Here is a 21,645-nt window from a genome sequence, read left to right as displayed (position 1 = left end):
AACATAAGAAACAGATAATCGCCAAAACAAGTCTAAAAACATATAACGCCGGTATCATAGAATGGTTTTTATATATCGTTCATATCGCGTAAGGATTTATAACTTTTGATAACTCAAAACACCTTAGTTTCGTTATGTTTGTGAATTTTAATTCACAATGGAGCGATATAAATTAGACATATTAGGCCGCCAATATTAAGAATATCTATGGTAGGACACTTAACCTCGGTCACTTCACATTTATTGATTTGTATCGTCAATTATTCATCGCTTTATGTGATAATTTTGCGGTGATTTATAGCCATAGTGGTTGGCTGCCGCCGTTTTATCACTGATAACAGGACTTTTTCTCGCCATGACACCGACAATGCCTTCGACTGCCGATGACCTCCCCCCTCATTCAGATTTTATTCGTCACCCAGCAATGTTGCCAATCATGCATATTGCTCAGCAATTAGGTGTTAGCACCGATGATGTCATCCCTTATGGGCATCATATGGCAAAAGTTGATATCCGGGCGATCCAGCCTGGTCGTGCGCAAGGCAAACTGATTTTAGTTTCCAGTATCACCCCAACGCCGTTAGGCGAAGGGAAAACCGTAACAACGATTGGCTTAAGTCAGGGGATCAACCGATTAGGTCACCGTTGTGTTGCCTGTATCCGTCAACCCAGTCTTGGCCCGGTCTTTGGTGTGAAAGGGGGTGCTGCGGGTGGCGGTGCTTCACAGGTGCAACCGATGGAGAAACTGAACCTGCATCTCACCGGTGATATCCATGCCATCAGTGCTGCACATAATCTGGCCGCCGCCGCTTTGGATGCGCGGTTGTACCATGAGCAACGCTTGGGGCTGGCGTTTAGTCAACAAACCGGATTACCGTTACTGAATATTGACCCGCAGCGGATCCTCTGGCCACGCGTGGTTGATCACAACGACCGGGCGCTACGCCATATTCGTGTGGGGATCGGCGAAAGTACCCACGGTGTGGAGCGGGCAGACCATGTAGAAATAGCCGCTGCATCTGAATTGATGGCTATCTTGGCCTTATCAGAAAACCTGCAAGATATGCGACAACGCATTGGCCGGGTTATTTTGGCTCACTCCACCCACGGCGAACCGATAACCACAACAGATTTGGGCGTCGCCGGTGCCATGACCGTGCTAATGAAAGAGACTATTCATCCAACATTAATGCAAACCAGTGAACACACCCCAGTACTGATCCATGCAGGCCCTTTTGCCAATATCGCCCACGGCAACTCATCGGTTCTGGCAGACCGGTTGGGCTTACAATTAGCGGATTATGTGGTAACCGAAGCGGGTTTTGGTTCCGATATGGGGATGGAAAAATTCTTTAATATTAAGTATCGCCAATCCGGTATTGCCCCCGCTTGTGTGGTTTTGGTGGCGACACTGCGTAGCCTGAAAGCCAATAGTGGCGCGTATGATATTAAGCCGGGTCAGCCACTACCTGCCGAGATCCTCAATAGCAATATTCCCTTGCTCAATCAAGGTTGCGCCAATCTGAAATGGCACATCAATAACGCGAAAAGTTACGGTTTGCCGGTGGTGGTTGCGGTTAATCGCTTCCCCGACGACAGCCCCGAAGAATTGAGATTTTTAGCCGACTATGCTTTATCTGCCGGCGCACTTGCTTGTGAAATCAGTGACGCTTTTGCCCTGGGAGGTGCCGGGACCACCGCACTGGCTCAACAAGTGATAACTGCCTGCGCTCAGGGCGCTGAGCCGACGTTACCCTATCCAGACAGCGCCACACTGGAGAGCAAGTTACAGGTTATGGCACAGCGTTATGGCGCCCACGATGTGACATTTACGCCTCAAGCGCGCCAACAACTTGATGAGATAACCGCAGCAGGTTTCGGCCATTTGCCGCTGTGCATCGCCAAAACACCCCTGTCTATCAGTGCCGATGCCAGCCTGAAGAACGTCCCACATGATTTTGTATTGCCTGTAACGGCCTGTGCCGTGTCGGCAGGTGCCGGATTTGTTCGTATCTACACTGGAAATATCATGACCATGCCAGGGTTGGGTACCCAACCGGCGTATTACCATATTGATATAGATGACGAAGGACACATTTGCGGGTTAAGCTAGCATCATACAAAGAAGTGATAGCGACAGATGGTTATCACTCCTTATTAATAGATTACTAAGGTTCACTATGTCTCAACCGCAGGAATATCAGCGCATTGGCGGCTGGTTATTGGCCCCACTGGCTTATTTGATCGTCACACTGCTCAGCGCCAGCCTGATGCTAGTACTGTATGCCATGGCCATCTTCACCCCAGAGTCACGAGAGTATCTGGTGACCAACTCACAGGCATTTACCCTACAATGGTATTTCTCGGTGATAACAACCTTGGTGATGTGGGCCTATACATTATGGGTCATCTGGTTGTTTTGCAGCCGCTCACGTCGTCTACCGAAATGGTTTATTCTTTGGTTATTGTTAACCGTGCTACTGGCACTAAAGGCCTTTGCTTTCTCGCCGATCAGTGATGATATTGCCTTACGCACTCTGGGATGGCCCTTGCTGGCCGCCGCTGTTTTTGTGCCTTACATCAAACGTTCTCAACGCGTGAAGCATACTTTTACCGAACTTTAATGGGATTGCGCACCTTTTCCCCCTAAAATAGCCAGTAAATCGTAATAACCCTGCACTTCATCTGTTGTCGTCAGGCCGCCAATTTTGGATAATAGGCGGCTTTTATTTTTTTAGGCTTCGTAATGACTGAATACCTGCTCCTGTTTGTCGGTACTGTATTGGTAAACAACTTTGTGCTGGTCAAATTTCTTGGCCTGTGCCCGTTTATGGGGGTCTCCAAAAAACTGGAGACCGCTATTGGTATGGGGCTGGCAACTACCTTTGTACTAACATTGGCCTCTGTTTGCGCCTGGATGGTAAACAGCTTTATCTTGCTGCCGCTTGGTTTGGTGTATTTACGCACATTGGCTTTTATTTTAGTCATCGCCGTCGTGGTGCAATTTACCGAATTGGTGGTACGCAAAACCAGCCCGGCACTTTATCGTTTGCTGGGGATATTTCTGCCACTGATCACCACTAACTGTGCTGTGTTGGGTGTCGCGTTGCTTAATGTCAATCAATCTCATAATTTTATGCAATCGGCGGTTTATGGCTTCAGTGCCGCAGCTGGTTTCTCTCTGGTAATGGTGTTATTCGCTGCTATTCGCGAACGGTTGGCGGTGGCTGACGTTCCTGCGCCATTCCGCGGGTCTTCTATCGCCCTGATTACAGCAGGTTTGATGTCATTGGCCTTTATGGGCTTTACCGGGTTGGTGAAGTTCTAATGATGTCGTTATGGATTGCCGTAGGTGCATTAAGTACATTGGCGCTGATATCAGGCGTGGTGCTTGGTTTTGCTGCTCGCCGTTTTCAGGTTGATCAAGACCCCGTGGTTGAGCAAGTAGAAGCAATCTTGCCGCAAAGCCAGTGCGGTCAATGTGGCTACCCTGGCTGTCGGCCCTATGCAGAAGCTGTATCCTCTCAGGGGGAGAAAATCAATAAGTGCGCACCGGGTGGCGAACAAGTGATGCTTAAGCTGGCTGAACTGCTGGCGGTTGAACCACAACCTCTAGAGGGTGACGAAGCGGCGGCTCATCCACAGCGTAAAGTGGCCTTTATTGATGAAGCCAATTGTATTGGGTGCACAAAATGTATTCAGGCCTGCCCTGTCGATGCCATTGTGGGTGCCACCCGAGCTATGCATACCGTATTGCCAGACCTGTGTACTGGCTGCGACCTTTGTGTTGCCCCTTGCCCGACAGACTGTATTGAAATGATTCCGGTTGCCACCACCACCGCTAACTGGAAGTGGGATCTGAGCACTATTCCGGTCAAAAATCTTCCCAGCCAGTTAGTGGCCTCACAGATGATTCCAGTGAAAATGATAGATGTGGAGCAACATGTTTAAGCTGTTTACTGCCCGCCAACACGACAATATCTGGGATTTTGACGGGGGTATCCATCCACCGGAAATGAAGTTGCAATCCAGCACGGTGCCAATGCGCATCGCATCCTTGCCTGAGCAAATGATCATTCCGTTGCAACAACATCTGGGGCCAGAAGGTGAACTGCGCGTCAGAACCGGTGAACAAGTATTAAAGGGCCAGCCGCTGACCGTGGGCCGTGGCCGCACAGTTCCAGTACATGCCCCCACCTCTGGCACTATTACGGCTATTGCCCCGCATACCACTGCACATCCCTCCGGGTTGGCTGAGTTGTGTGTACATATTACCCCGGATGGTGAAGACCGTTGGCGTGAGCAACAGCCGTGGGCCGACTATTTACAGCGAGATACCGCAGCGTTACTGGATCGTATTCATCAAGCGGGTATCGCCGGTTTGGGCGGCGCAGGCTTTCCGACCGCCAGTAAATTACAAGGTGGCGTGAACAGTGTTACCACCCTGATTATCAATGCGGCTGAATGCGAGCCTTATATCACTGCCGATGATCGGTTAATGCAGGAGCACGCGCAGGAACTGGTCGCCGGTATTGATATTCTAAGACATTTGCTGCAACCACAGCAGGTGTTGATTGGCATTGAAGATAATAAGCCCGCCGCCATTGCGGCTTTACAACATGTATTACAGGGCCATGACGAGATCCAGTTGCGGGTTGTACCGACTAAATATCCGTCCGGGGGTGCCAAGCAGCTCACCAAAATCCTGACTGGTAAAGAGGTGCCTTTCGGCAAGCACTCCTCATCCATTGGGGTATTGATGCAAAACGTGGGTACAGTAGTCGCCATTAAGCGAGCGATTATCGACGATGAGCCATTAATTGAACGAGTCGTGACACTCACTGGTGATGCATTAGCAAACCCAGGCAATTTCTGGGCCAGAATTGGGACACCGGTATTGTACTTGTTGAAACTGGCCGGATTTCAGCCTCAGCACCAACCGATGGTGATCATGGGTGGCCCGCTGATGGGCTTTACCTTGCCAAGTTTGGATGTACCGATCGTTAAGATCAGTAACTGTATTTTAGCGCCGACCGAAGCCGAAATGGGGCTATCTGAACCGGAACAAGCTTGTATTCGCTGTGGCTTATGTGTTGATGCCTGTCCAGCAGGTTTATTGCCCCAACAGCTCTATTGGTTCAGTCGAGGTGAAGAACACGAGAAAGCGCGCAATCATAACTTATTCGATTGTATTGAATGTGGTGCTTGCGCCTATGTATGCCCGAGCAATATCCCATTAGTACAGTATTACCGTCAGGAAAAAGCAGAAATCCGCGCCCTCGATCAGGAAAATGCCCGAGCAGCGGAAGCCAAAGCACGTTTTGAGGCCAAACAAGCGCGGTTGGAACGAGAAAAGCATGCGCGTGAACTGCGCCATAAACAAGCCGCGGTCAAGCTGACTGATGCTGACCAGCAAAAGGTTGAAGCCGCTGTCAGTCGATTAGCTCGCCAGGATAAGAATGCCGACGCGGTTATCAGCGTGATCGCAGGGCAAGCACCGGATAACAGTGCCGTTATTGCCGCTCGAGAAGCACGTAAAGCACAGGCCAGAGCACGTCAGGCAGAAAAACAGCTGACTGTCGCCTCCGATGAGTCAACACCGTCGTCGGTTGATCCGCGCCAAGCCGCTGTAGCTGCTGCCATTGCCCGGGTCAAAGCCAAGAAAGCCGCACAAGCACAGCTTGAGTCCGCGGTTGCGACGCATGAACATGAAGAATCAGAAGAAGATCCACGCAAAGCCGCTGTAGCTGCCGCCATTGCCCGGGTCAAAGCCAAGAAAGCCGCACAAGCACAGCTTGAGTCCGCGGTTGTGACGCATGAACATGAAGAATCAGAAGTAGATCCACGCAAAGCCGCTGTAGCTGCCGCCATTGCCCGGGTCAAAGCCAAGAAAGCCGCACAAGCACAGCTTGAGTCCGCGGTTGCGACGCATGAACATGAAGAATCAGAAGAAGATCCGCGCCAAGCCGCTGTAGCTGCTGCCATTGCCCGGGTCAAAGCCAAGAAAGCCGCACAAGCACAGCTTGAGTCCGCGGTTGCGACGCATGAACATGAAGAATCAGAAGAAGATCCACGCAAAGCCGCTGTAGCTGCCGCCATTGCCCGGGTCAAAGCCAAGAAAGCCGCACAAGCACAGCTTGAGTCCGCGGTTGTGACGCATGAACATGAAGAATCAGAAGTAGATCCACGCAAAGCCGCTGTAGCTGCCGCCATTGCCCGGGTCAAAGCCAAGAAAGCCGCACAAGCACAGCTTGAGTCCGCGGTTGCGACGCATGAACATGAAGAATCAGAAGAAGATCCACGCAAAGCCGCTGTAGCTGCCGCCATTGCCCGGGTCAAAGCCAAGAAAGCCGCACAAACTGCTAACCCAGATTAAGAGGTAACACACTGAACTGACGCACTGCCACTGCGGCAGTACATCAGTTCGTCAACATCTGATAGTTATAAACCACCGAGATATCACGCATTTTTGATTCGGCGTGACAACTGTCTATCTCAATAACTTCCATTTCGATACCACCACCAAACTCTTCGCGTAATTTTGGCAGCACTTCATTAAACAAATAAATTGAGAATTTCACACACTCTTTGGCACTACCTTGGTGGGATATGGAGAGAAACTCCCCCGCCGGAATAGAGATATGATCAACCTCACGCAGCCCCTGGATTTCATGCCGCTTGTCTTTATCAATCGCAGTCGAATAATTCACACTGTTTTGCCCTTGTTGACACTCTTTGGCAGAAAACAGCGAGTACACCCGTTGGCATGAGAAATTAACTTCCTTAAAGAAATCGAGCAGAATTTCATCTTTCATCGCCATACAGGAGGAGTGTTGACCACTACAATGGTTGTGTTCGTCAAAATCCAGCCGCCGTGTAAAGCCCACCAATTCTCGCGGTGGTAAAGATATCCGTTTGATTTCTGGGGTGTAATTTTCACAAAAACCGAAACGGGGAATCATCCCTTGCACATCCCAGTGTTCCATTTGACGAAAACTATTTGGGGTAACACCAAAACGCTTCTTAAATGTACGGGTAAAGGTTTGCTGCGAATCGAAACCCAACTCATCAGAGATTTCAATGATAGGACGGCGTGAAATGCGCAATGCAACCGCTGCGCGAGTCAGTACCCGGCCACGTATATAGGAGGCTAATTGTACCCCCACAATACTTTTAAATTTCCGTTGTAGATGCCATTTTGAATATCCAGAAATCTTCGCCACATCGTCCAGTGTGGGCCTCTTTTCTAAATTGATTTCAATCCACTCAATTAATTCTTCTATAAACAATATGTCTTCGTTTATCATCTTATTGTTCTTTAAATATATAATTACAGTGCATACTACATTAATCTATCATTATGCCAACGCTTTTCTCAAATCTAATTTCACAAGTTAATAAATCGTTAACTTACAGTTGATTAGCTACAGATAAAACAAAAACAAACCCATTAAAACAAAGAGTTAAATCTATTTATCTGAGACCAAAGCCTAATACCCACAAGCCGCACAAAAACCCGTTTTTGCTATATGTTTGTTACCATCGCGATATAAATTGCAAGTTAAATTTTTAGATTAGCCTGATTTATTAAATGCTGCAGCTTACTTAATATTTCAACACATTATGGATAATAACCCTATGATTAAGGCGTATTACACTTTGTCTGAATAGGGTAGAATGCGGCACAAATATTATCCCCCTGACGGCTGAGTGTATCGATGCCCGCAAGTATTGACTTGCCAGCGCGATAACTGCGTTTAAGAACTCTGTTAAGCATTCGACATATGGTTGTAATTTCATGAAATTCAGGCCAGCAGCATCGACCCAGAACAAAGGGTTGCAAATAGCCAGTTCCCCTTTTACGCACAATCAACGTAGTACCCGTAGCATCATGCTGCTGGTGATTCTGGCCTGCATTCCGGGCATTATTGCTCAGACCTACTTCTTTGGTTATGGCAACCTGATTCAGGTAGCACTGGCAATGGTTACCGCCATGCTAGCCGAAGGGGCCGTTTTGCAGTTACGCAAACAGCCCGTATTGATGCGGTTACAAGATAACTCCGCCCTGCTCACCGGCTTACTGCTGGGGATAAGCCTGCCCCCATTGGCCCCTTGGTGGATGATTGTGTTGGGTACGCTGTTTGCTATCGTCATCGCTAAACAACTGTATGGTGGTTTGGGACAAAATCCGTTCAACCCGGCCATGGTGGGTTATGTTGTTCTGCTTATTTCATTCCCGGTACAAATGACCAGTTGGTTACCGCCGCTGCCATTACAAGCTGCACCGGTGGGGTTTTATGACTCTCTTTTAATTATCTTTACCGGATATACCCACAGTGGCGCTGATATTCATCAACTCCAGATGAGTTATGACGGTGTCAGTCAGGCCACACCGCTTGATAGCTTTAAAACCGCCCTACGCTCACAACCCGTAGATCAAATTCTGCAACAGCCCATTTTTGCCGCAACGCTGGCGGGGGTAGGCTGGCAATGGATCAATCTCGGTTTTCTGGCGGGCGGCTTATTGCTGCTATGGCGTAAAGCGATTCATTGGCACATTCCGGTCAGTTTCTTGTTGGCACTGGCTGGCTGTGCCGCAATTAGTTGGATAGTTGCCCCGCAAAGTTTTGCCCCGCCGATGTTGCACCTGTTTTCCGGTGCCACCATGTTGGGGGCGTTCTTTATTGCCACCGATCCGGTCAGTGCCTCCACCACGCCCCGTGGCCGGCTGATTTTCGGCGCATTAATCGGTATTCTGGTGTGGTTAATTCGGGTGTATGGTGGCTATCCTGACGGGGTTGCCTTTGCCGTACTGCTGGCCAATATTACTGTTCCACTGATTGACCACTATACCCAGCCTCGGGTTTATGGTCACAACCGTGCCGGTAAATAAGGAGCCGTTATGCTAAAAACCATGAAGCGTCACGGCATTACTTTGGCGCTGTTTGCCGCCGGTGCTACCGGATTGACGGCGGTGGTTAACTCACTGACAGAGTCAACCATCGCCCATCAAGCCGCTTTGCAACAAAAAGCGTTGCTGGATCAGGTTGTCCCGGCTGAAAATTATGACAACGATATGCAAGCAGAATGTTACGTTGTCACTGATGCCGCGTTGGGTAACCTGTCGCCTCATCGCTTGTATCTGGCCCGGTTGGCGAATAAACCCGTGGCTGCCGCGATTGAAACCACCGCTCCCGATGGTTATTCCGGCGCTATCCAACTGTTAGTCGGTGCAGATTTCCACGGTAATGTGCTGGGCAGTCGGGTGATAGAACATCACGAAACCCCCGGTCTCGGTGATAAAATTGATATTAGAATCTCTGACTGGATTAGCCATTTCAGCGGCCAACATGTAGCAAGTGAACAAGATAAACGCTGGGCCGTAAAAAAAGATGGCGGTACCTTTGATCAATTTACCGGCGCCACCATTACACCAAGAGCAGTGGTGCGGGCGGTGAAAAGCACCACGCTGTATTTGGAAACCTTGCCAGCAAGGCTTGATAGCCTGCCAGTCTGTGGAGAACGGCAATGAGTGAAGCAAAAAATCTGTTAGCGCAGGGGTTATGGAAGAATAACTCAGCGCTAGTGCAGCTACTGGGACTATGTCCGTTGTTGGCGGTCTCCTCTACCGCCACCAATGCCCTCGGTTTGGGATTAGCTACCACGCTGGTATTGGTATGTACCAATACCGCGGTATCGGCTTTGCGCCGCTGGGTGCCAAATGAAATTCGTATTCCAATCTATGTGATGATCATTGCTTCCGTGGTCAGTACCGTGCAAATGCTGATTAACGCTTATGCCTTTGGGTTATATCAATCCCTCGGGATATTTATTCCATTGATTGTTACTAACTGCATTGTGATTGGCCGGGCGGAAGCTTACGCGGCCAAGAATCCGGTGGGGTTATCGGCACTCGATGGCTTGGCTATGGGGCTAGGGGCAACCAGCGCGTTATTTGTACTGGGATCACTGCGTGAAATCCTGGGTAACGGTACGTTGTTTGATGGCGCGGATATGCTGTTAGGTAACTGGGCAAAAGTGCTGCGTATCGAAATTCTGCATCTGGATAGCCCTTTTCTGCTGGCAATGCTGCCGCCAGGTGCCTTTATTGGTTTGGGATTACTGCTGGCCGGTAAATATGTCATTGACGAAAAAATAAAAGCGCGCAAAGCACAAGTAGTAGCAACTGCGCCGCAACTTCAGGATGGAGATGCCGGGAAAGCCTTATGAATAAAGAAAAACGTGTCGCGATTCTGACCCGTCTGCGGGACAACAATCCACATCCAACCACTGAACTGGTCTACACCTCACCTTTTGAACTGCTTATTTCGGTATTGCTCTCGGCACAAGCCACCGATGTCAGCGTCAATAAAGCCACTGCCAAACTTTATCCGGTGGCTAATACCCCGCAAGCCCTGCTTGACCTGGGTGTCGATGGCCTGAAGGCATACATCAAGACCATCGGCTTGTTTAATACCAAAGCTGAAAATGTGATTAAAACCTGCCGTATTTTGCTGGAAAAACATAATGGCGAGGTGCCTGAAGACAGAGCAGCACTCGAAGCGCTGCCCGGTGTGGGGCGTAAAACGGCCAATGTGGTGTTGAACACCGCCTTTGGTTGGCCCACAATCGCGGTAGATACCCATATATTCCGTGTCTGTAATCGCACTGGCTTTGCTCCCGGTAGCAATGTAGATCAGGTTGAAGCCAAGCTACTCAAGGTGGTTCCGGCTGAATTTAAGCTTGATTGCCACCACTGGTTGATCCTGCATGGCCGCTATACCTGTATTGCCCGTAAACCGCGCTGTGGTTCGTGCATTATTGAAGACTTGTGTGAGTTTAAAGAGAAGGTCTACCCCGAGCATTAATCCACTGACCACGCTCAGTAAATACCTGTGGCGGTGAGCACCGGCCGACGATAAGAATGCTGATACATCACGCTGCCACTCTATGCAGTGAGCGCGATACACTTCTGGCGCGTCTCACCGCATGTTATCAACCACGATAAACCCCCTCTATGCCGCGATTGCGGTATTCGATTAGACGCCATACCGCCGCGCCACTAAACTTGTGACAAAACAGACTCAAACAGTTAATGATTTTGTTACCTGCTTGAAACAAAAAAGACACCTGCGGCGTATCATTATGAAATTTAAATCAGCAATAAAACCCTATACCGGCGCAGCTGGTGGCTGGGGTTCTCTCGAAGCAACCACCCGCTTTGTCCTGGACAGCAAGCAAGCGTTGAAAAATATTCGCAATTTGTTGCGGGTCAATCAGGTAAAAGGTTTTGACTGCCCCGGTTGTGCCTGGGGCGACGATAATCACAGCACCTTCAGTTTTTGCGAAAATGGCGCTAAAGCGGTCAGTTGGGAAGCAACCCGCAAAGCGGTGGAACCCCAATTCTTTGCCGAACACAGTCTGACCACATTGCGCCAGCAGAGTGACTACTTCCTTGAGTACCAGGGGCGACTCACCCATCCGATGCGTTATAACCCACAAACTGACCGCTACCAACCCATCAGTTGGGAAGATGCTTTGGCGTTGATCGCTCAGCATATTAATGGATTGGATAACCCCGATCAGCTGGAGCTGTATACCTCCGGGCGGGCCAGCAATGAAGCCTCTTACCTTTATCAGTTATTTGGCCGCATGTTGGGGACCAATAACTTCCCGGACTGCTCAAACATGTGCCATGAAGCCAGTGGTACCGGATTAAAGCAGAGTATCGGCGTTGGTAAAGGTACCATTCAGATGCAGGACTTCGAACTGGCCGATGCTATTTTTGTTTTCGGACAAAACCCGGGGACTAACCACCCCCGCATGCTACACAGCCTTCGTCATGCCAAAGATCGCGGTGCACGTATTGTTAGCTTCAATACCTTGCGTGAACGCGGTTTGGAGCGTTTCGCCGATCCGCAAAATCCTCTTGAGATGCTGACACCAAAATCCTCCCCTATTAGTTCTGCTTATTTTCAACCTAATTTGGGTGGTGATATGGCGGCGGTGCGCGGCATGGTAAAAGCCTTATTGGAAACCCATCGCTATCAATTGGCGCAAGGGGAATCAGGTTTGTTTGATCAAGCCTTTATTGCGGTACATACACAAGGTATAGCGGCGTATCTGGCGGCCGTTGATAACACCTCTTGGGCGCAGATCACCCAACAGTCGGGCCTGAGTGAAGAGCAAATTCGCCATGCCGCTGATATTTATCAACATGCCGAGCGCATTATCATCACCTGGGCGATGGGGATCACTCAGCATAAACATTCAGTGATAACGGTGCGGGAACTGGCTAATCTCCAACTGTTGTTTGGTCAGTTAGGCAAACCCGGCGCGGGGTTATGTCCGGTACGTGGTCACAGTAACGTGCAAGGTAATCGCACGATGGGCATTGATGAAAACCCCGCAAAAGCCATGCTGGATCGTTTGGCCGACCATTTTGGTTTCACCCCACCACAAAGTGCGGGTCATAACACCGTGGAAGCTCTCGAGGCGATGTTGCGCGGTGAAGTAAAAGTGCTGATTGCCCTTGGCGGGAATTTGGCGGCGGCGGCACCGGATACTGAGCGCACCGCACAAGCATTACGCAGTTGTGAATTGACCGTTCATATCAGTACCAAGCTAAATCGTAGTCACCTGATAACCGGCACTGATGCCTTGATTTTGCCGACACTGGGCCGCACCGAGCGCGATATGCAAGCCAGTGGTTCACAATTCATTACGGTAGAAGATTCTTTCAGTATGGTGCACGCATCTGAAGGTGTCGGGAAGCCGCTGGCGGATACCCAGCACGCCGAAACCGCCATTGTTTGTGGCATCGCCAATGCGGTTTTCGCTAACAAAAAGGTTAATGGTGCAAAGCTGGACTGGCTGGCATTGGCCGCTGACTACAATCTGATCCGTGATCATATTGCCGCCACCATACCGGGCTTTGATAATTTCAACACGCGTTGTGATCAACCCGGTGGTTTCTATCTGGGTAGTGCCGCCGCTGAAATGCGTTTTGCTACCCCAAGTGGTAAAGCTGAATTTTGCGCAACGCCCCTGCCAGAGAGTCTATTCCCGCCGATTGCAGGGGGGGCGGCCCCGTTTGTGTTACAAACATTGCGCTCTCATGATCAATATAACACCACCATTTATGGTCTCGACGATCGCTACCGGGGTGTCTATGGTCAGCGAGAAGTTTTATTCATTAATCCACAAGATTTGGCCGCGTTGGCTTTAGAAGATGGCGTGCTAGTGGAAATAGAAACCTTATGGAATGATGGGATTACTCGTAAAGTCAGTGGATTCAAGTTAGTGAGCTATGATATCCCGCGCGGTAATCTCGCCGCATACTATCCTGAAACCAACCCACTGGTGCCCTTATCCAGCTTTGGTGATCAAACCCACACCCCAACGTCAAAATCAGTGCCAGTGACCATTCGACGCTGGCAACCACCATTGTCACAGCGCATTGCCTGAGTTTGTTAGCTAAAGCCGGCCCTCTGGCTGTTGCCAGGGCTGGCAATCATGGGCAACGGATATGCCCATACCTTTAACAAGGAATTCCCCTCCAACGTGATATGCCGCTTGCCCGATGGGGCTGATTCGCGTAAAACTGTCAGCCGGATTAAACCCACTCACTACACCATTCACTGGACGATATGTTTCAAGATAACCCGCTGCTGGCGCAGCTAAAACAGCAACTTCACACTCAGACCCCGCGCGTTGAAGGCGTGGTTAAAGGTACTGAGAAAGGCTTTGGCTTTCTTGAGGTAGATGGGCAGAAAAGTTATTTTATTCCGCCGCCACAGATGAAGAAAGTCATGCACGGCGATCGGATTATTGCCACCTTGCACACGGATAAAGATCGTGAAATTGCTGAGCCAGAAACATTGGTCGAGCCGTTTTTATCCCGCTTTGTCGGTCGCGTCCAACGAAAAGATGATCGTCTGTCTATCGTGCCTGACCACCCGCTGCTGCGTGATGCCATCCAATGTCGTCCAGCCCGTGAGTTAACCCACGACTTCCAGAACGGTGATTGGGCGGTGGCTGAAATGCGCCGTCACCCATTAAAAGGCGATCGTGCTTTTAATGCTGATTTGACGGCATTTATTACCAATGGTGAAGATCATTTCGTGCCGTGGTGGGTAACATTAGCTCGCCATAATCTGGAGCGTGAAGCCCCGGTTATGGTTGAATCTACCTTACATGATAGCGCCTTAGTACGCGAAGACCTGACGGCGCTCCATTTTGTTACTATCGACAGCAACAGCACCGAAGATATGGATGATGCGCTGTATGTGGAAGACAACGGTGACGGTTCCCTGTTGTTGACCATTGCCATTGCTGATCCAACCGCCTATGTCGATGAAAACAGTGAGTTGGATTTAATCGCCCGTAAACGTGCATTTACTAACTATCTGCCTGGCTTCAACATTCCGATGCTGCCACGCCACTTGTCTGACAACCTCTGCTCTTTGCGGCCAAATGAGCGCCGCCCGGTATTAGTGTGCCGTGTGACTATCGCCGCTGATGGCGCGCTGAGTGATGATATTCGTTTCTCTGCCGCCTGGGTCGAGTCCAAAGCCAAACTGGTTTATGACGAGGTTTCTGACTGGCTGGACGGCAACACAGGTTGGCAGCCACCGGATGCGGATATTGCCGAGCAAATTCTATTGCTGAAACGGGTGTGCGAGGCGCGTAGCAACTGGCGTCAAGAACATGCCCTGGTGTTTAAAGACCGTCCAGATTACCGCTTCCAATTGGGTGAAAAAGGCGAGGTGCTGGATATCATTGTTGAGCACCGCCGTATTGCTAACCGTATTGTTGAAGAGTGCATGATTGCCGCCAACGTCTGCGCTGCTATTGCTTTGCGCGATAATTTGGGCTTTGGCATTTATAACGTACATACCGGTTTTGATCCGGCATTGGTTGAACAGGCAGCGACCGTGTTGCAGGCCAATGGTGTCGAGGCTGACCCACAGGCTCTACTGACCCTACCAGGCTTCTGTGAGTTGCGCCGTCATCTTGATGCATTGCCAACCCAGTTCCTCGACAGCCGTATCCGCCGCTTCCAGACCTTTGCTGAAATCAGTACCGTTCCTGGCCCACACTTTGGTTTGGGGCTAGAGGCGTATGCCACCTGGACTTCACCTATTCGTAAATACGGTGATATGGTCAATCATCGCCTGCTCAAAGCCATTATTACCGGCCAGCAAGCGGAGAAACCACAAGACGAGATAACGATTCAATTGGCTGAGCGTCGTCGTCTGAATCGCATGGCCGAACGCGATGTCGGTGACTGGTTGTATGCCCGTTATCTACAGCCTCAAGCGGGTACTGATACCCGTTTCCCTGCGGAAATTATTGATGTAACCCGTGGTGGTCTGCGTGTTCGTTTGCTGGATAATGGCGCCGTGGCCTTTATCCCTGCACCGTTTATTCATGCAGTACGTGATGAGATGGTATGCAGTCAGGAAACAGGTACCGTGCAAATTAAAGGTGAAACGGTTTATAGCCAAAGCGATAAAATCGAAGTGCGCATTGCCGAGGTTCGCATGGAAACTCGCAATGTGGTGGCCCGCCCGGTGGTTTGATATTTAGAAAAAACACATTAAGCCGTGGTGATACACAACATCCCACGGCTTTTTCAATTGCCCCCCGTCAATCCCACTTGATATTCCCTCCAGTTTAGCGCTGTCAGCATCACAAAATGTAAGCAAATACTACTGAATATTACGTTAAAATAATTTATTGATCACACTTTTCACTTTCGCACCTTTTCTTTCACATTAAAGCTCCTATGTTAACTAACGGTTTGTATCTTTTTTCCAAAACCGATGCTGATAACTGTTAAATTTTCCTCATAACAAGGAGTCGTTACCCATGAAGAACGTCAAGACTGTCGTCATATGGCTGACCGTGGCGTTAATTGGTGCATTTGCCTTTGCTATGCTGGCACTCAGCCGCGGTGAGCATGTCAATGCCATCTGGTTGGTGATCGCCTCAGTGGCGTGTTACAGCATCGCTTACCGCTTTTACAGCCTATTTATTGCCAAGAATGTGTTTGAGTTGGATGACCGGCGCCTGACACCTGCTGAGCGGCGCAATGACGGCTTGGATTATGTCCCGACCAATAAATGGGTACTATTCGGTCACCACTTTGCGGCGATTGCCGGTGCCGGGCCATTGGTTGGGCCAATTCTGGCCGCACAGATGGGCTTCTTGCCGGGGACTATCTGGATTTTGGTCGGGGTAATGATGGCCGGTGCAGTTCAGGACTTCTTGATCCTGTTTATCTCTACCCGTCGCGATGGTCGCTCTCTGGGGGAGATGGCAAAACAAGAGTTGGGCGCTTTTGCCGGGGTTATCACTATGCTGGGCGCGCTGGGGGTGATGATTATCATCTTGTCCGCGCTAGCATTAGTGGTGGTTAAAGCCTTGGCTGACAGCCCATGGGGCCTGTTCACCATTGCAGCGACTATCCCGATAGCACTGTTTATGGGCGTTTATATGCGCTTTATCCGCCCGGGGAAAATCGCGGAAGTATCCTTAATTGGTTTCGTACTGATGATGTCCGCAATTATTTACGGCGGCAATATCGCGGCTCACCCTTATTGGGGACCATTCTTTACCTTACACGGCACCACCCTGACCTGGGTGCTGGTTATCTATGGTTTTATCGCCTCAGTGCTACCGGTGTGGTTGTTGTTGGCGCCAAGGGACTATCTGTCGACCTTCCTGAAGATCGGCGTCATTATTGGTTTGGCCGTTGGTATTGTCTTTGCCATGCCTGAAATGAAAATGCCTGCCGTCACACGTTTTATTGATGGTAGCGGCCCGGTATTCTCCGGTAGCCTGTTCCCGTTCCTGTTTATTACCATCGCTTGCGGGGCTATTTCGGGCTTCCACGCCTTGGTTGCCAGTGGCACTACACCAAAACTGATTGAGCGTGAAAGTCACACCCGCTTTATCGGCTATGGCGCGATGCTGATGGAATCCTTTGTCGCCATCATGGCGCTAATTTGTGCCTCGGTTATCGATCCCGGTGTCTATTTCGCCATGAACTCTCCGGCAGCGTTGATTGGCACCACAGTAGAAAGCGCCTCTCTGGCCATTAGCAGTTGGGGATTTGTAGTCACACCAGAAACCCTGGCCATGATTGCCAAAGATGTTGGCGAGAACTCCATTTTATCCCGTGCGGGTGGTGCCCCCACTTTCGCCGTTGGGATGGCGCATATTATCAGTGAGATATTTAATAGCCGCAATATGATGGCCTTCTGGTATCACTTTGCCATTCTATTTGAAGCCATGTTTATTCTGACCGCCGTGGATGCCGGTACCCGAGCCTGTCGCTTTATGGTGCAGGATTTGGTGGGTGTCGTAGTGCCGAGCCTGGCAAATAACCGCTCATGGTTGGGTAACTTGTCCGGCACCACAGTGGCGGTCGCCTGCTGGGGCTTCTTTGTTTATCAAGGTGTGGTTGACCCATTAGGGGGGATCAATACCTTGTGGCCACTGTTCGGTATCGGTAACCAGATGCTGGCATCGATGGCGCTGATTTTAGGGACTGTCGTCCTGTTTAAAATGAAGAAGCAACGCTATGCTTGGGTAACCATCCTGCCAACAATTTGGCTGTTTATTACCTCAATGACCGCGGGCTGGCAGAAGATTTTCCATGAAAAACCGAGTATTGGTTTCCTGGCTCAAGCGAAGAAATTCTCTGCCGGTGTTGAGCAAGGCGTTCTGATTGCTCCCGCCAAGAGCATTAAAGACATGGAAACTATTGTGTTCAATAACCAGATCAATGCCGCCTTATGTGCCTTCTTTATGCTGGTGGCAGTGACCATGCTGATTTCATCTTTCTTTGTGGTCCGTCGTGCGCTGAAATCCAGCAAACCGACCACCCATGAGACTGAAATTGTCTTCCGTGAGGAGGTTGCCCGTGGCTAATGCAGGTATACCGTTTCGTACCCGAACAGGGTTAGCAACCACGCCGCGCCAGATTACGCGTTGTGTACCGTTGGTTCCTGTGGCTGTCCGCCCGACTCATCTACGGGCTTGGTTGTGCCTTATCGCACACCGCGTGGCACAAAGCTTTCGACTGATGGTGGGAGTACAGGATTACGGCAATTATGTTAATCATATGCGCCGACATCATCCTGACACCACACCGATGACCGAACGGGAATTCCACCGTTATTGTCTGAATGCCCGCTTCCCCAGTGAGGCCGGCAAACTGGGGAAATGCCCTTGTTAAACTAGCAAGCTGAATCATAAAGTGACATTGTCACGCCCTGTTGATGTTTCACAGGGCGTTTTTATTTTCCGTTTGAACAGCAGGCACCACCAACTAGCTCAAGATTGGCGAGCCAAATGCGCCCTGCCAATCTTGTTCAAATTGTTCTACTGCCGCTTTTACCGCAGGCGCGCTGATAAGTTGCTCTGCTACATCCACCGGAATGGTGACCGACTGACAGCCCGCCAACAGGCAATCTACTACTTGACGTGGCGTACGGAAACTGGCCGCCAATACTTTCGCGCCCGGTGCATGTAAGGTTAACAATTGCTGTAACTCACGGACCATCGCAATGCCATCACCGCCTTGTGCATCCAGTCGGTTAACATAGGGTGCGACATATTCAGCCCCCGCCAATGCAGACAGCAGCCCTTGCCCGGCACCATATACGGCGGTACCTAATGTCGGAATAGACATCCCTTTCAATTGCTTAATAGCCGCCAATCCTTCTGCGGTGGCGGGGATTTTGATAACCAAACCGGGGACGCGCTTTGATAGCATGATTGCCTCAGACACCATCAGTTCGCTGTCACTGGCCAGCACTTGTGCGAAAAGTTTACCGGTACCGCCCAGAGCATCGCGCAGCGCAGGTAACACCTCCCAGATAGGCTTGCCCGCTTTGGCCAAAATAGTCGGGTTGGTAGTGACACCTTGTAATGGCAGTACGCGCGCCAGGCGTTTTACTGCAGCTACATCTGCGGTATCAAGATAAAGCTCCATAAGAACCTCCGGTTTGGATTATGTAAGCAGCCAGACTGGTTAAACAAATAAGCCAGTTAAGCAAATGGATTTACCACCAATCATCAGCCGCAATCATAGACCAATCATCAGCCGCAATCATAGACCAATCATGAATCGATAATGTGATCTTTATCAAAATACTTTCATTCGAAAGCAAATTAAACTTCAATCAAAAGCAATGTATTTTACATACTGCAAAAAATGCGATGATAGCGTTGTAAGACAGAGTTGTGGCTTGCCTCACTTTTCCCTTAGTAACACAGGGTGTTATCCCTACTATTTAAGGTATTATTTATCATTATGATGTTGTTGTGAACCGGCGAACTTTTACCACCACGTTGGCTGGTTCAATTTTCAGCACACTTTATTATCGGGAATGCCATGAACCCAAGACAGCAAATAATTTTACAGTTGGTAAACGACCGGCAACGAGTCAGTGTCAGTGAATTGGCGCAGGAAACGCAGGTCTCTGAGGTGACAATCCGTCAGGATCTCAATCAGCTAGAGACGAGAGGTTTGCTCAAACGAGTGCATGGTTCAGCCGTCGCTCTTGAGAGTGACGATGTCGATGTTCGCATGATGACTCACTTTGCCATGAAGCAAAAATTGGCTAATCACGCCGCTTCACTGGTCAATGAAGGTGAGACGGTATTTATCGAAAGCGGCAGTAGCAACGCCCTGTTGGCGCATCATTTGGCACAACGCCCTGGTATCACCTTGGTGACGGTGAGTGGTTATATCGCCAGACAATTGAAAGAGTCTTCCTGTGAAGTGATTCTTCTAGGCGGAATTTATCAGAAAAAAAGTGACAGTATGGTTGGCCCATTGACGCAACTTTGTTTGCGCCATGTGCATTTCAGCAAGGCGTTTATCGGTATCGACGGTTATCAGGCAGATACCGGTTTTACCGGGCGCGATATGTTACGCGCCGATGTGATTAATAGTGTGTTAGCCAAAGGCGCTGAAAATATCATTCTGGCCGATGCATCAAAATTTGGTCAGGTGCATCAGAACTCACTGATGCCATTATCGTCCATCAACCGGGTCATTACCGATAACCGCCTGCCCGCAGGTTATCAGCAGCAATTAACGGCACAAGGCATTCAAGTCGATATCCTCAGCGAATAAGAGGAACAACATTCATAACGGAGTAACAGCAATAATGGCGGACATCACCTTCACGCGTGAACAGACTCAACGGATGGCACGTAAAATTCAGGATTATCTGGAGCAGAACCTGAGTATTGAGCTGGAAGATTTTGATGCGGAATTTTTACTGGAATTCATCAGTCGTGAGCTGGGCGCGCATTATTACAATCAAGGTATCAATGATGCCATTGCACAGGTCGAAGCAAAAATGCTCGATATCACTGACTCCGTGCTATGGCTGGAGAAACCCGTGCAAGACTGAACACGGGCCATATTGTCGGCTTCTCAACAGCAGGCCCAAACAGCGATTATTGTCCGTAATAGGCATTTTTACCGTGTTTGCGTAAATAGTGTTTATCCAATAATTGCGGTTGCATATCATCGAGTTGCGGGTTCAATTGGCGTGAGAAAATCCCCATATAAGCCAACTCCTCTAACACAACCGCGTTGTGTACGGCATTATCCGCACTGGTCCCCCAGGCAAACGGACCGTGTGAATTGACTAAAACCGCAGGCACATCTTCTGGTTTAATGCCCCGTTGATGGAATGTCTCAACGATGACATTGCCGGTTTCCCATTCATAGCGGCCAGCAATCTCTTCTTGCGTCATCAACCGGGTACAGGGAATGGTGCCGTAGAAGTAATCTGCGTGAGTGGTACCCCACGCAGGCAAATCTAGCCCAGCCTGGGCCCAAATGGTTGCATGGCGTGAATGGGTATGAACGATGCCGCTAATTTGCGGGAAATTAAGATAAAGCACCCGGTGAGTATCAGTATCCGATGAGGGCTTCTTACTGCCCTCCACCACTTTGCCGGTTTCCAGCTCTACCACCACCATATCGTCCAGTGTCATCACGTCATATTCCACACCGGAAGGCTTAATCACCAGTAACCCATGTTGTCTATCGACAGCACTGACATTGCCCCAAGTGAATGTGACCAAATTGTGGCGAGGTAACGCCAGATTGGCGGCCAGTACCTGTTGCTTCAGTTCGTTGAGCATCGTCGTATCCTGAATGACTGAATTTCTCTCATTTTCAGCGCCACAGGTAAGAACCGGTATGGGATAAATGGCTATAAACTGCGTGCAGATCGGCTGGAAAGTACAGTCTGCGAGGTACACATAGCAGAACGTCATATTTTATTTAGCACTGACAATGGGTTAATCGTGCCTTTAGTCTCAGACAATCCCTAATTCCCCGCCTTGTCAGATCAAATTAGGACTATTTACCTATTAAATGATTCGCGGATATTTATACTAGTTTCTATTAGTGACAAAACGAGTTTTTAGCATTAATTCTGAATTTAAATCTAAACGACGATTTTTATTCTAAACACTAACAAAATGAGACTTCGGCTAAAATTGCTACAACGCCTATACTTAGTTAGGTAATTTCAATTTTGCACGGATACATCAGGATAGATAGATTCAAACTATATGACCTGATCTATCCGTACTTAGCCAACG

18 protein-coding genes are annotated in these 21,645 nt (G+C 49.5%); 15 read left to right on the top strand and 3 right to left on the bottom strand.

The window, feature by feature from the left end; genetic code table 11:
• The first annotated feature begins 355 nt into the window (after nucleotides 1-355).
• From Q2T72_RS11105 to rsxC, 5 genes are all read left to right on the top strand, one after another.
• The gene (locus Q2T72_RS11105) at nucleotides 356-2,113 is read left to right on the top strand and encodes a formate--tetrahydrofolate ligase (RefSeq protein WP_083158879.1); all 1,758 of its coding nucleotides are present in this window, start codon (nucleotides 356-358) and stop codon (nucleotides 2,111-2,113) included.
• 67 nt (nucleotides 2,114-2,180) lie between these two features.
• Nucleotides 2,181-2,624 carry a DUF2569 domain-containing protein gene (locus Q2T72_RS11100; protein ID WP_372558995.1) on the top strand — a complete coding sequence of 148 codons (444 nt, stop codon included), beginning with the start codon at nucleotides 2,181-2,183 and terminating at the stop codon, nucleotides 2,622-2,624.
• A 122-nt stretch (nucleotides 2,625-2,746) separates the two neighbouring features.
• Nucleotides 2,747-3,328, top strand: coding sequence for an electron transport complex subunit RsxA (gene rsxA / locus Q2T72_RS11095; RefSeq protein WP_013649928.1), 582 nt, complete (start codon nucleotides 2,747-2,749; stop codon nucleotides 3,326-3,328).
• Nucleotides 3,328-3,951: an electron transport complex subunit RsxB gene (rsxB, locus tag Q2T72_RS11090; protein ID WP_083158881.1), complete on the top strand. Its 624-nt coding sequence runs from the start codon at nucleotides 3,328-3,330 to the stop codon at nucleotides 3,949-3,951. The genes rsxA and rsxB overlap by 1 nt, the downstream gene beginning before the upstream one ends.
• Complete coding sequence (gene rsxC / locus Q2T72_RS11085) at nucleotides 3,944-6,376, top strand: electron transport complex subunit RsxC (RefSeq protein ID WP_372569167.1); 2,433 nt, start codon at nucleotides 3,944-3,946, stop codon at nucleotides 6,374-6,376. Before rsxB ends, rsxC begins: the two co-directional genes overlap by 8 nt.
• A gap of 43 nt (nucleotides 6,377-6,419) precedes the next feature.
• On the opposite strand, the gene Q2T72_RS11080 is transcribed toward rsxC, so the two are convergent.
• Nucleotides 6,420-7,307, bottom strand: coding sequence for a helix-turn-helix domain-containing protein (locus Q2T72_RS11080; protein WP_083158883.1), 888 nt, complete (start codon nucleotides 7,305-7,307; stop codon nucleotides 6,420-6,422).
• Between the two features lie 491 nt (nucleotides 7,308-7,798).
• Here Q2T72_RS11080 and rsxD point away from each other — a divergent pair, with 491 nt between their 5' ends.
• The 8 genes from rsxD to Q2T72_RS11040 all read left to right on the top strand — a co-directional run bounded on the left by rsxD (nucleotide 7,799) and on the right by Q2T72_RS11040 (nucleotide 18,247).
• Nucleotides 7,799-8,893 (top strand): electron transport complex subunit RsxD, encoded by a 1,095-nt coding sequence (rsxD, locus tag Q2T72_RS11075; RefSeq protein ID WP_193784661.1) that lies wholly within the window; start codon nucleotides 7,799-7,801, stop codon nucleotides 8,891-8,893.
• A gap of 9 nt (nucleotides 8,894-8,902) precedes the next feature.
• Nucleotides 8,903-9,532, top strand: coding sequence for an electron transport complex subunit RsxG (gene rsxG, locus Q2T72_RS11070; RefSeq protein WP_372569166.1), 630 nt, complete (start codon nucleotides 8,903-8,905; stop codon nucleotides 9,530-9,532).
• Nucleotides 9,529-10,230 carry an electron transport complex subunit E gene (locus Q2T72_RS11065; RefSeq protein WP_083158885.1) on the top strand — a complete coding sequence of 234 codons (702 nt, stop codon included), beginning with the start codon at nucleotides 9,529-9,531 and terminating at the stop codon, nucleotides 10,228-10,230. Before rsxG ends, Q2T72_RS11065 begins: the two co-directional genes overlap by 4 nt.
• Nucleotides 10,227-10,868 carry an endonuclease III gene (gene nth / locus Q2T72_RS11060; protein ID WP_372558991.1) on the top strand — a complete coding sequence of 214 codons (642 nt, stop codon included), beginning with the start codon at nucleotides 10,227-10,229 and terminating at the stop codon, nucleotides 10,866-10,868. The genes Q2T72_RS11065 and nth overlap by 4 nt, the downstream gene beginning before the upstream one ends.
• 277 nt (nucleotides 10,869-11,145) lie before the next feature.
• A complete protein-coding gene (locus Q2T72_RS11055) occupies nucleotides 11,146-13,467 on the top strand; it encodes an FdhF/YdeP family oxidoreductase (RefSeq protein ID WP_372569165.1) in 2,322 nt (773 codons plus the stop codon).
• A gap of 182 nt (nucleotides 13,468-13,649) precedes the next feature.
• Nucleotides 13,650-15,584 carry an exoribonuclease II gene (locus tag Q2T72_RS11050; protein ID WP_372569164.1) on the top strand — a complete coding sequence of 645 codons (1,935 nt, stop codon included), beginning with the start codon at nucleotides 13,650-13,652 and terminating at the stop codon, nucleotides 15,582-15,584.
• A 289-nt stretch (nucleotides 15,585-15,873) separates the two neighbouring features.
• The gene (locus Q2T72_RS11045) at nucleotides 15,874-17,940 is read left to right on the top strand and encodes a carbon starvation CstA family protein (RefSeq protein ID WP_083158889.1); all 2,067 of its coding nucleotides are present in this window, start codon (nucleotides 15,874-15,876) and stop codon (nucleotides 17,938-17,940) included.
• Complete coding sequence (locus Q2T72_RS11040) at nucleotides 17,933-18,247, top strand: YbdD/YjiX family protein (protein ID WP_372569163.1); 315 nt, start codon at nucleotides 17,933-17,935, stop codon at nucleotides 18,245-18,247. Before Q2T72_RS11045 ends, Q2T72_RS11040 begins: the two co-directional genes overlap by 8 nt.
• 93 nt (nucleotides 18,248-18,340) lie before the next feature.
• On the opposite strand, the gene fsa is transcribed toward Q2T72_RS11040, so the two are convergent.
• Nucleotides 18,341-19,006 carry a fructose-6-phosphate aldolase gene (gene fsa, locus Q2T72_RS11035; protein ID WP_083158891.1) on the bottom strand — a complete coding sequence of 222 codons (666 nt, stop codon included), beginning with the start codon at nucleotides 19,004-19,006 and terminating at the stop codon, nucleotides 18,341-18,343.
• Between the two features lie 402 nt (nucleotides 19,007-19,408).
• Here fsa and Q2T72_RS11030 point away from each other — a divergent pair, with 402 nt between their 5' ends.
• Complete coding sequence (locus Q2T72_RS11030; RefSeq protein WP_083158892.1) at nucleotides 19,409-20,155, top strand: DNA-binding transcriptional regulator YciT; 747 nt, start codon at nucleotides 19,409-19,411, stop codon at nucleotides 20,153-20,155.
• 34 nt (nucleotides 20,156-20,189) lie between these two features.
• Nucleotides 20,190-20,438, top strand: a complete 249-nt coding sequence (locus Q2T72_RS11025; RefSeq protein ID WP_005191610.1) for a DUF2164 domain-containing protein — start codon at nucleotides 20,190-20,192, stop codon at nucleotides 20,436-20,438.
• A gap of 46 nt (nucleotides 20,439-20,484) precedes the next feature.
• On the opposite strand, the gene araD is transcribed toward Q2T72_RS11025, so the two are convergent.
• Entirely contained in the window at nucleotides 20,485-21,180 is a 696-nt protein-coding gene (gene araD, locus Q2T72_RS11020; RefSeq protein WP_372569162.1) for an L-ribulose-5-phosphate 4-epimerase, read from the bottom strand.
• Nucleotides 21,181-21,645: the final 465 nt, after the last annotated feature.

Source organism: Yersinia sp. 2466 StPb PI (assembly GCF_041538325.1).
Classification (GTDB): Bacteria; Pseudomonadota; Gammaproteobacteria; order Enterobacterales; family Enterobacteriaceae; genus Yersinia; species Yersinia enterocolitica_E.
The sequence above is the reverse complement of the archived record's forward strand: the minus strand, read 5'-3'. Positions and strand labels throughout refer to the sequence as shown.